The sequence below is a fragment of the bacterium genome (assembly GCA_016708315.1).
In the GTDB taxonomy this organism is placed as follows: domain Bacteria; phylum Zixibacteria; class MSB-5A5; order CAIYYT01; family CAIYYT01; genus JADJGC01.
Window position 1 is genome coordinate 250,114 of the sequence record JADJGC010000024.1, and the last position, 11,701, is coordinate 261,814.

Genomic DNA, 11,701 nt, shown 5'->3' on the forward strand with positions numbered 1-11,701 from the left:
TATTGACAGAGTACATACGAAGGAAATCAGGAATTGTCAATAACTACGACAACAACTATGCCGGCGGAGTGCGGAGCACCATCAAGCGAAGCTCAGACATATCTTCCATTGCCCAGCGGACACCTTCGCGCCCAATGCCGCTTTCCTTGACACCGCCATACGGCATATTATCGACCCGCCAGGAAGGGACATCTCCAATAACCACACCGCCAACTTGCAGAGTGTTCCATGCATTGTGTGCTTTGTAGATGTCGCGGGTGAAGATACCGGCCTGTAAACCGTAGCGACTGTCATTGACTTCGTTTAGGGCAGAGTCAAAGTCGGAGAACTTCGATAGGATCGCGACGGGCCCGAAAGCTTCATGGGTGCAGAGGATTTGGTCTTTGGGGACATCAGATAGCAGGGTCGGTTCCATCATTGATCCTCTGCGGTGGCCGCCACAGAGGATTTTGCCGCCAGCGGCGACCGCGGCACCGATCCAGGTTTCCAAACGGTCAGCTTCGCCTTCAGAGATCATGGGACCAATGAATGTTGACTCGTCACGAGGATCGCCGAGTTTGAGTTGCTTCGTGGCGGCGACAAGTTTCTTGGAGAAGTCGGAGTAGATTTGCTCATGAACGATGATGCGCTGAACACTTATGCAGCTCTGGCCGGACTGGTAGAAAGCGCCGAAGACAACGCGCGCGACTGCGTCATCGAGGTCTGTATCGGAGTCAACGATACAGGCTGCGTTACCGCCGAGTTCGAGAATCACCTTCTTGCGACCGGCGCGCGACTTGAGATCCCAGCCGACGGCAGGTGAACCGGTGAAACTGAGGAGCTTGAGGCGTTCGTCGGTTGTGAACATATCTGCACCGCCGCGACGACAAGGCAGGATTGAGAATGCGCCCTGCGGCAAGTCAGTCTCGGCGAGTATCTCCCCTATCAAGATTGCTCCGATTGGCGTCATGCTTGCCGGCTTGAGAACAAAGGGACACCCTGCGGCTATGGCAGCTGCTACTTTGTGGGCGACGAGATTGAGCGGGAAATTGAATGGCGAAATGAACGAGCAGGCACCTATAGGAACACGTTTCCACATGCCGGTGTAGTCCTTGGCTCGAGGTGTTATGTCCAAGGTCATTACTTCGCCGCTGATGCGGACAGATTCTTCGGCAGCAATTCGGAAGGTATCGATCAATCGGGTAACCTCGCCCCGGCTGTCGCGAATCGGTTTGCCGGCTTCGACGCAAAGTGCCAAGGCCAGTTCTTCGGCGCGCTCTTCGAATCGTTTGACACAGTGGTATAGTATCGCTTGCCGCTGATATGACGGCAAAGCGCGCATAGGTTCTTCGGCAAAGACTGCGGCTGAAATTGCCTGGTCGATAGCGACAGAGTCAGCCAATGCGACGCGGGCGACGATGGCGCCGGAATACTTGTCGGATACTTCCAGATCAGAGTTGGCGAATACAGGTTGGTTGGCTATGTAATAAGGGTACTTGTCCTTGAGCATCGAGTCCTCGAATTGACTACAATAAATCCGGCTGTAATATCATCAATTCATATCGTGGTTGGCAAGTGATTGAATGGTCGATATGCGATTAGGCTTGATTGAAATGTCAATCAAACCTATCTTGTGCACCAAGATTCTCGTGATCGGCAGGAGCGGAGTCGCATTATAAAGGAGCAAAGGACGAACGAAGTTGTTCATGCCCTGACGGTTGACGTCGAGGGATTTGTCGAGGGGATGGCTGAGAGCTTTCCGATTCCGGAGAGGTACTTTGATGATACGGCTGCCGACCGAGAGATTGAAACCAATGTCAATGAGACACTGGAAGGGTTTGAACGGCTTCATTTGAAGGCGACTTTTTTTGTATTGGGCAGAATTGCGAAACGGCTGCCACATTTGATGAAACGAATCACATCGGCCGGTCATGAACTTGGTTCGCACAGCTTCTTTCATAAGCGCATTTTCAATCAGTCGCGCGAGCAGTTTCGCAGCGATCTTAGATCAAGCAAGGATGTATTGGAGAGTGCCGGAGAAACAGCAGTACTGGGTTTTCGCGCACCCGATTTTTCGATTCGACCCGATTCACTGTGGATACTTGATGAGATTCGTGATGCTGGTTTTATCTATGACTCGTCACTTACACCGACTGATATTCACGACGTATACGGCATGTCGGATGTTCCGGCCGGAATACACCGGCTCGCAAACGGACTATGGGAGTTTCCGGGCGGTACATTTCGGTTTCTCGGCAAAACGGTGCCTTATGGCGGAGGTGGATATTTGCGGCTGTATCCGGTGAGTTTGTCGCGGGCATTGATCAGCCGGAGCGCCAAAGCTGGACAGCCGGCAATGATATATAGCCACCCATATGAGCTTGGCAGTCAGATAGTGAAAGTCCAACCTATGTCGGCTTATCGCAGGTTTCGGCACTACTATCACACAAGGAATGGGCTGCGAAGGCTCGAAAGAGTGCTGCGCGGTTTTTCGGTAGACACAGTATCAAACGTCCTGCGTCAGCATGGAATGAAGGAATAGGGATGTCGAATATAGACTCAAGTGATCACAAGCGAGCGGCGGCGTACTTTGATCGCAAGGCAGAGTTGTTTGACTCGTTGTACAGCCTCGAAGCGACCAGCGCGTTCATGCGCTTCATGAACCGAAATTTCCGCAGTGACATATATGAACGCTACCTGATGACAATAAATCATGTCAAGGCGGCTAAGGCAAAGAGTGTACTTGATGTAGGAATCGGCAGTGGGCGTTATGCCACCGGATACGCAGAAGCCGGAGTTGCACGTGTCGTTGGAGTGGATATCAGCAGTTCGATGCTCGAGTTAGCGCGCGAACACGTACAGAAATTGAATCAAACGCAGACGAAATTCGAATTCGTGTTATCGGACATTGATGCCTATCAAACGAGCGACAAGTTTGACGTAGTCGTGGCAATGGGTTTCTTTGATTACATAGATCAGCCGGTGCCGAGTCTCAAGAAACTTCGTGATTTCTGCAATCATTCAGTGATAGCTTCTTTCCCGAGCATTTCGTTCTATCGCACACCGCTGCGAAAGGTGCGTTATGCGATCAAGAAGTGCCCCGTTTACTTCTATCGCGTCGAACAGATTGAGCAGTTAGCCAAGGAAGCCGGTTACTCCGACTGCAAGGTGACGAAGATCAAAGGCGCGGGCATGGATTACGTTGCGATCTTGACACGCTAGCGGCATGAAGCGATGACGAATTCCGATCTCGAGCAATTACCCGGCGTATCGATCATCTTGGCGGTTCGCAATGAAGCGGAGCATCTGGACGACTGCCTGCGAGCGCTTGCGGCACTTGACTATCCAAAAGACAAAATAGAGTTGCTGCTTGTTGACGGAATGTCCGAGGACGGGACGGCGACAATAATCGCTGATTGGGCGCGGCGGGACGACAGAATCAAGCCACTGCAAAATCCACGCAGAACAGTGTCTTGCGGTATGAATATCGGAGTAGCCGCGGCAAAGTACGAGTATGTGCTTTGGATCTCCGGGCATGCAATACTTCAACCGAGTCACATTCGGCAGTGTCTTGCAACGATGGAATCGACAGGAGCCGCGGCAGTCGGCGGGGTGCTGACGACCAAGGGCACGACAACAGTCGGCAAAATCAATGCGTCGGTTCTGTCGACTCCCTTTGGAGTAGGTGGAGGAGCGCACCGAATTGGCGGTCAATCGGGATGGGTTCCGGTGGTGACGATGGCGCTCTATCGCAAGGAAGCAATTGTCGCGGCGGGCGGGTTCGATGAGTCACTTCCCCGCAGTCAAGACAACGATCTGCATCATCGAATGAACAAGCTGGGTCATCGTTCGTATTTGAATGTCGAGATCAATCCGACTTACCTTTGCCGGAACACGTTTGGTGGATTTCTGAAACAGGCTTGGAATAACGGCTTCTGGAATATCATGTTGTCCCGACGCGGCCACGGCGGATTTTCACCGCGACATTTTGTGCCGATGGTATTTGTCGGCGGGCAAGTCGGACTGCTGATTTTGGGATCCTTTCTGCCAATCGGATGGTGGCTTCTCTTTGGAGGGCTGGTATTCTACCTCGTGTGCGCTGTGGCGGTAGCTTTGGCGACGGCGATCAAGGCAAAGATGACCTGGCAGGCATTTGTTCTTCCATTCTGGTTTGCGGCGTTGCACTATACATATGGAGTAGCGTCGTGGTCGGGGTTCATAACTTCGAAGGACTTTGATAAGAAATGACAACTGCGAGTGACGTAACAGTGAAGAAATCGATACTCGATAAGTTCCTCGGGATATTCGCCGAAGTACATGGCGGCGAGGGCGCGCTTTCGCTACTGATGACGTTCAATATCTTCCTTATCCTTACAGCATATTATATCGCAAAGGTGGTCCGCGAACCGCTGATACTTGCCGGAGGCGGGGCTGAAGTTAAAGCGTATTCGGCAGCATTGCAGGCAGTTGTTCTTATCGGTGCGGTCAATTTGTATGCATTTATGGTAGCTCGGTTCGACCGACGCAAGTTGCTAAATACCGTAGTGCTATTCTTCACCGCGTGTTTCGTCGGATTCTACTTCTTGGGAATCGCTGATACGCGTTACCTTGGTGTGATTTACTTCGTTTGGGTCGGAGTATTCAGCTTGACGGTTATCGCTCAATTCTGGTCTTTCGCAAACGACATTTATACACCAGCCGAGGGAAAACGGCTGTTTGCTATTATCGCATTTGGGGGATCAGCCGGCGCAGTATTGGGCGCGAAGTTCGCCGAAGTCCTGATTGATGTTATTGGTATTTACGAGCTGTTGTTGGTATCCGCCGGGCTGTTATTGGCGAGCCTGCTGATCACAAACTTCGTGGAATCGAAGAAGCGAAATCGCCCTTTGCACGATGCCTCAGGCACGGCTCCGACTGTTGCGGAACCGGCGATGTCGAAAGAAGGCGCATTCAAAGTTGTGTTTCGACATCGGTACTTGTTGCTGATCGCTATCATGATACTCCTGACGAACTGGGTCAACACGACGGGTGAGTACATACTCGGCAATGTTGTAAGTAAGGCAGCACAGGTATCGGTAAGCGGAATCTCTGATGTAGAAGCCGCGAAGCAGGCGGAGAAAGTGTTTATTGGCAAGTTCTATGGCGATTTCTTCTTTTATGTCAACCTCCTCGGTTTCTTGTTGCAGCTGTTCGTCGTGTCGCGAATTGTCAAGTATCTTGGCATGAGAGTGGCAATCATGGCGTTGCCGGTGATTGCTTTCGGCGGGTATGCATTGATTGCGTTCACTCCCCTGCTGTCGTTGATTCGCATTGCTAAAACCGCAGAAAACGCCACCGACTACTCCCTCAATAATACAGCACGCCAAATGCTATTCTTGCCGACTACACGCGAGCAGAAGTACAAGGCGAAAGTCGCAATCGACTCTTTTTTTGTGCGAGCAGGTGATGTACTTTCGGCGATACTTATCTATGCGGGCATTCATTGGTTGGCATTCAGCGTGACTCAGTTTGCGCTGGTGAATCTCGTTTTGGTTGCGGCGTGGCTGGTTACGGCATTCTTGGTTGCGCGCGAGAACAAGCAAATGGTGCAGGCGTAACACGCCCATTGTCTGCAAAATCTCACCTAAATTTGTAACAAGGCTGAATTGTTAGCCGAGGCGTTTGATCGCTTCTTCGTAGGGAGTAAAACCGCGAGGATGGCCATTGCTCGATGACTCGGGCTTATGAAAAGCAGGGCTGTCGCTGATGATCTTGAGCAACTTTTCTCGCTCGCTCGGTTTTGCGAGATGAGCAATTCCAACCGCGCGTTCACCAAGGCTAAGCGTACGCGGGTCAAGCGAGCCGTACTCGGTTACGAGGATGACTTTGTCGACTGGAGTTGCTGTGGTCGTGATTCCTGCGGGACAGCGATCGACGATTTTGGAGATGCCATCTGAAGTCTGTGACTTAAGGGCGATGATTGCGACGCCACCCTCGGAATACTGGGCGCCGCGAATGAAGTCGCTTTGTCCACCGACACCGGAGTAGATTTTGCGCGCTTCGAGCGAGTCAGCCCAGACATTTCCGTGCAGATCGACGCCGATGGCGCTGTTGATGGAGACCATCTTTGGCTGTTCGGCGATTTTGAAGACACTGTTTGTGTAGTTGCTTGGGCGGCTCTGAACAGCACTGTTAAAGCTGAGCCAATCGTAACCTTCCTGATTCTCGGAAAGGAAAATCGAAGCGACCGAGAAATTGAGATTTTGTTTCCAGCGATTGGTAGCGATTCCCTTCTTAACGAGTTTGGCCATCGCATCTGCAAATAGTTCGGTGTGGATTGCGAGATCTTTCACGCCCTTCTTGAGAATAGCTTCAGTGACTGCTTCCGGGACCTCGCCAATCCCATATTGGAGTGTGGATCCGGGTTCGGATCCAGAGCCATCGCAGATATAGAGCGCGGCTATGATCTCGCCAATTCGCGTAGCGACGCTGTCTGGTTCAGGAATCGGACTTGATGGCAACGGATAGTCGACATCAATGACGTAATCAATCATGGTTTCAGGCACGGTTGTGCCAAGGACAAAGGGCATCTTGGCGTTGCGTTCGGCGATGACAATTCCGCCGTTTTTGTGGCAAGTGTAGATAGCTTCGAGAACACCTTCGACAGTCGTACCAATGCTGTAATTGCCGCCACGGTCAGGACCGTTTACCTGCAACAGAACGACGTTTGGCTTAATCGCACTGCGAACATAGCGTGGAATTTCGGAGAGATGAATCGGATGATAGTATGCCCAGCCCTTATTGACAGCTTCGCGAGTAATATAGCTATTGAAGATGATTCGATGAGTGAGTGTCTCGCACCGCTTCTCAGTGAAAAGCGGGCGAATTCTCTCGCCAAGCCAGAGCACGCCGTAAGTGTCGACGCCTTTGATGGAGAGGTCAAGTCCGAGTTGCTCCATCAGCACTTGGGGAGTTGCCGCGTTACCGGAAATATAGATCACACTGCCTGGTTGAATCAGGAGCGGATTGATGACTTCTTCTACTGAGTTAACCCTAATCATATAAACAAGATATCGAATTTCTGCCGCGATTCAAACGTTTATTGTTCTATCGACATTTGTTAATGAAACAACACACGCATGTGAGTACTTGACGAATGTCAATATCAGCAGTTGGTGTTACTTATTTAATAACAACGAGTTAAATGGGGGAATCAAGAAGCTAGACGGGATTAACTTCAATCGGTTCTTCTATTGATGCTGTCTCTGAGACTATCTTTCTGGTGGATAGATAAGTGTAGAGGGCCGGGATGACGTAAAGGGTCAGGACAAGAGAGAAAAGCAATCCACCGATGATGACAATACCCATTGAAACTCGGCTCTTGGCAGCGGCGCCAAGGGCGAGGGCGATCGGAAGAACACCAAAAACGGTTGCAAGACTGGTCATCAAAATCGGACGGAATCGCTGAGTCGCGGCATCGATAACGGCTTCGGGGATGGAGAGTCCTTGCAGTTGTCTTTGGTTGGCAAATTCGACAATCAAAATGCCGTTCTTGGTAACAATACCGACGAGGGCGATAATGCCGATTTGACTGAAGATGTTAAGAGTTTGCCCAAAGAGCCAAAGAGAGAGCACCGCACCTGCAAGGGCGAGTGGAACGGTGAACATAATGGTCAGCGGATCGCGGAAACTCTCAAACTGCGCTGAGAGAATCAGGTAGACCAAGACCAATGCCAGTATGAAAGCGAAGAGCAGGGTGTTAGAGCTTTCGGCAAAATCCTTCGCGGCACCGCCCAGACTCGTTGAGAATGATTCATCAAGAACTTCGGAAGCAATTTTGTCCATCTCCTCGATAGCGCTGCCGATAGTCTGGTCGGTCGCCGGTGATGCGCTGAAGGTAGCTGAGACATATCGATTGTAACGATACAATTGTGGCGGGCTGCTGCGATATGACATCTTGACCAAATTGTCGAGCTGGATCAACTCTTCGCGGTTGTTTCGAATGTAAATTGAGCTGAGATCGAGCGGCTCGTCGCGATTGTCGCGGTTTGCCTGGGCAATGACTGGATATTGCTTCCCATTGAGAATGAAGAAGCCGTAACGCTGGCCGCTAAAAAACAACTGCAGCGTTTCGGCAATATCACGAACTGTAATACCCAATGCCCTTGCGCGATCGCGGTCGATTTCGATAGTCAATTCCGGCTTATTGAATTTCAGGTCAAGGTCCACTACTTGAAATGCCTGATTATTCTGTGCCTTGTCCATAAATGGCGGGATGACCTCGCGCAATCGATCAAAGTTTGGTGCCTGAATAATGTATTGCACGGGCAATCCTCGACCTCGAGTATTGCCGATAGTTTGCTCTTGTGTTACGAAGGCGCGTGCGAAAGTCTGATCACGGAGCTTTCGGCTGACCACGTCCGCAATCTGTTGCTGTGTCCTTTCGCGTTCGGTTGGCGGGACCATATTGATTCGGACGAAACCCGAATTGGCGGACGAATTTCCTCCGCCACCGGCAGTAACTGACAGGATGACGTCTCGTTCAGGTAATGTATCAACAATCTGAATCAGGCTGCCAATGTAGTCGTACATCGCCTCGTAGGAGGTTCCCTCTGGAGCAGTGGCGTTGATGACCAGGCGGCTCTTGTCTTCCATGGGCGCCAGCTCAGACGGCAGAATTGAACCTAAGCCAAGGATGATTGCAAGTGAAGCAACCATGATGATAGGCGCCAACCAGCGGCGGCTGACAAATGTGCGCAGTGATCGATTGTACCTTGTGCTGAGGCTGTTAAAAAGATTCTCACTCCAGGTAAAGAATTTGTTTTCGTGAGTCGTTTTGTGGAGAGTGCGGGCGCTCAACATTGGCGTCAATGTGAGTGAGACAAAGGCCGAGATCAAGACTGAACCGGCAACGACAATCCCAAATTCGCGGAAGAGCCTTCCCGTCAATCCTTGCAAGAAGATGATCGGCAAAAACACTGCAGCGAGCGTGATTGTAGTTGATACGATTGCGAAAAAGATCTCCCGTGACCCAGCGTGGCCGGCTTCGATCGGCTTGACTCCGCGTTCGATCTTGCTGTAGATATTCTCGAGGACAACGATTGCGTCATCTACGACAATTCCTGTCGAAAGTACAATCCCCAACAAGGTGAGCAGATTTATTGAGAAATCGGCGATGTACATGATGAAAAACGCTCCGACCAATGAAATCGGAATGGCAAGCATCGGAATAATTGTCGTGCGCCAATGTCGCAAGAAGGCGAATATGACCAGCAAGACGAGCAGAAACGCAATGAGAATTGTCTCGACAACCTCAACGACCGCTTTGCGAATGTTGGCAGTGGTATCGAGCGCTACGGCAAACTGGAGGTCTTCCGGCACGTCGCGGCGAACTTGCTCGACTCGCTTGTAAAACTCGTCGGCAATGGCAATATGATTGGAACCCGGCTGAGGAATGATAACCACCGAGACCATTGGTACGCCGCCGTTGCCGCGCAAGCTCGTTCGTTCGTTTTCAGGCGCAAGCATTGCTTCGCCGACGTCTTTGAACTTGACGACGGAACCTTCGGTTTCTTTGACGATCAGTTCATTGAAGTCCTCGACACCGGAGAGTCTCCCGAAAGTACGAATGGACAATTCGGTAGCGTAGCCTTCAATTCGCCCAGAAGGAAGTTCGACATTCTCGCGATTGAGTGCATTGCGGACATCGAGCGGTGTCAGCCCGTAAGCGGCGAGCCGAGCCGGATCAATCTGCAATTTCATTGAGTATTTCTTTTCGCCCCAGATACGGATTTCGCTGACGCCCGGAATTGTCTGTAGTCGTTCTTTAATGACGTCATTGGCATAAGCCGACAGTTCGAGAAGCGATCGTTTGTCGGTGCGAACCGCGAGAGCCAGGATCGGATTAGAATCGGCATCGGACTTTGAGACTACGGGCGGATCGACATCGGGAGGAAGGCTGCGGATGGATCGCGAGACACGATCGCGAACATCATTGGCGGCGTCTTCCATATCGACACCCAACTCGAACTCGACAGTGATAGAACTTCTGCCATCACTACTCGACGAAGTCAGCGAGCGAATTCCAGCGATACCGTTGATTGATTCTTCAAGTGGCTCGGTTATCTGCGATTCGACGACGTCTGCGTTGGCGCCGGTATAGTTGGTTTGGACCGTGATAACAGGCGGATCGACGGAAGGATACTCACGGACACCGAGGAAAAGGAATCCAATAGCTCCGAAGAGAACGATAAGAATTGAAAGTACTATTGAAAGGACGGGGCGTTCGATGCAGATCGAGGAGATATTCATCAATTCACCGGCCTAGTCAGACTTTAGTGACTGGATCTTGACGCCCTTGCCATCAGCCATTTGGAGAAGGCCGGTTACGATTAGAGTATCAGCTGCCGAGAGTCCGCTGGTGATCTGTATGCTCTTTTCGGTGCGGATACCAGTCTTGACCGGGATAGCACGAGCCGTACCGTTCTCGCAGACAAAGACCTTTTCGCCATTGATTTCGGGAACAACTGCACTCGTCGGAATGACTATGGCATCGGCGATTTCCTGTAGAGTGATTTCAACCTTCGCGAATGAACCCGGCATCAGCAACTCGGAGTTGTTGGGAATCGTTGCGCGCGCCTTGATGGTACGTGTACCCGGGTCGATCTTGGACTCGACTGCATAGACAATGCCCTTAGAAATGTCCTCTGACTCACCTACGCGCACCATAATCTCTGTGCCGTTTTTCATTTGTTGAGAATACTTCTCCGGTACTGAGAACTCGACTTTCATTGGATCGAGGTCTTGCATCGTAGCGGCAAGCATGTTGGGTGAAACATAGCCGCCCTCGCTGACATAGCGAAGACCAACCACGCCGTCAAAGGGAGCACGGATCTCCGTTTTCGCCAATTGCGATTCGATGACTTCCTTTTCAGCTTGGATGAACTTAAGTGCGTTGAGGAACTTATCGTATTCTTCCTGACTGATAACATTGATTTCGAAGAGTTGACGATTTCTGCGTTCCTGATCAGCGGCTTGTGTCTCTTCGAGCTCTTTGCGCTTGTGCTGTGCGAGCAGCTCCCGGTCATTGATCTTCAACATTAGCTCGCCTTTTTTGATGCGACGACCTTCATCGAAGTAGACGCCGGTAATCCGACCGGAAATCTCAGGGCGCAATTCAACCTCTTCGTTGGCGAGCAAGGTTCCAGTTGTAAATATCTGATTGCGAAGCAGTTGAGGCTTCACGAGGATGGCTTCGACAGCAAGAAGATTGGCGCCTGCGTCTCGATTCATTGGCTTGCTGCTACTTTGGCCACAACCAACTATGAGCAGAAGACCGGTGGAAATCGCGAATAAGAGGGTGGTTTGGGTGCAAAATCTGGAGCTATGAATATTCATTAACTATTTAACCTCATACATTTGAAATGGTTCCACCCTGTATGTAAGACAATGGGAGTCGTTTTGACCATGCGAAATTTCGATTTTTGAGGTTGGATTGCTACATTATATATGCTGCGTATTGGCGATACGCAGTATCTACGCGATTTTATACCGAAGTTTGGTCTTGACGTATTGACATCAATCAGCGATTTTGAATCGAATTGGTCTGCTATAGTATATCGGATTTGACTGATATACAAAGAAGTGAACTTTGGACCAGTTTCTACATCCTTAATCTTCGCACCAGACCTTACTCGCACGTCAGTGTGGGACAAGCAGGTTTGGTTATCGAGGCCGGATGTAA

The 11,701-nt window shown here is 50.7% G+C and carries 8 protein-coding genes; 4 read left to right on the top strand and 4 right to left on the bottom strand.

Features of this window, described 5'->3' with window-relative positions:
- Nucleotides 1–55 precede the first annotated feature (55 nt).
- Nucleotides 56–1,489: an aldehyde dehydrogenase family protein gene (locus IPH59_17200; GenBank protein ID MBK7093424.1), complete on the bottom strand. Its 1,434-nt coding sequence runs from the start codon at nucleotides 1,487–1,489 to the stop codon at nucleotides 56–58.
- Between the two features lie 234 nt (nucleotides 1,490–1,723).
- Between IPH59_17200 and IPH59_17205 the strand changes: the two genes are divergently transcribed.
- Genes IPH59_17205 through IPH59_17220 form a run of 4 tightly spaced genes read left to right on the top strand, consistent with a single transcriptional unit; the run spans nucleotide 1,724 to nucleotide 5,576 of the window.
- Complete coding sequence (locus IPH59_17205; protein MBK7093425.1) at nucleotides 1,724–2,521, top strand: DUF3473 domain-containing protein; 798 nt, start codon at nucleotides 1,724–1,726, stop codon at nucleotides 2,519–2,521.
- Nucleotides 2,522–2,523: 2 nt separating this feature from the next.
- On the top strand, nucleotides 2,524–3,201 hold the full coding sequence (locus IPH59_17210; GenBank protein ID MBK7093426.1) for a methyltransferase domain-containing protein: 678 nt from the start codon (nucleotides 2,524–2,526) through the stop codon (nucleotides 3,199–3,201).
- Nucleotides 3,202–3,213: 12 nt separating this feature from the next.
- Nucleotides 3,214–4,227: a glycosyltransferase family 2 protein gene (locus IPH59_17215; GenBank protein ID MBK7093427.1), complete on the top strand. Its 1,014-nt coding sequence runs from the start codon at nucleotides 3,214–3,216 to the stop codon at nucleotides 4,225–4,227.
- On the top strand, nucleotides 4,224–5,576 hold the full coding sequence (locus IPH59_17220; protein MBK7093428.1) for an MFS transporter: 1,353 nt from the start codon (nucleotides 4,224–4,226) through the stop codon (nucleotides 5,574–5,576). Before IPH59_17215 ends, IPH59_17220 begins: the two co-directional genes overlap by 4 nt.
- Nucleotides 5,577–5,627: 51 nt before the next feature.
- On the opposite strand, the gene IPH59_17225 is transcribed toward IPH59_17220, so the two are convergent.
- The 3 genes from IPH59_17225 to IPH59_17235 form a co-directional block, all read right to left on the bottom strand.
- Complete coding sequence (locus tag IPH59_17225) at nucleotides 5,628–7,019, bottom strand: acetyl-CoA hydrolase (GenBank protein ID MBK7093429.1); 1,392 nt, start codon at nucleotides 7,017–7,019, stop codon at nucleotides 5,628–5,630.
- Nucleotides 7,020–7,179: 160 nt separating this feature from the next.
- Nucleotides 7,180–10,269, bottom strand: a complete 3,090-nt coding sequence (locus IPH59_17230) for an efflux RND transporter permease subunit (protein MBK7093430.1) — start codon at nucleotides 10,267–10,269, stop codon at nucleotides 7,180–7,182.
- Between the two features lie 12 nt (nucleotides 10,270–10,281).
- Nucleotides 10,282–11,250 (bottom strand): efflux RND transporter periplasmic adaptor subunit, encoded by a 969-nt coding sequence (locus IPH59_17235; GenBank protein ID MBK7093431.1) that lies wholly within the window; start codon nucleotides 11,248–11,250, stop codon nucleotides 10,282–10,284.
- Nucleotides 11,251–11,701 lie beyond the last annotated feature (451 nt).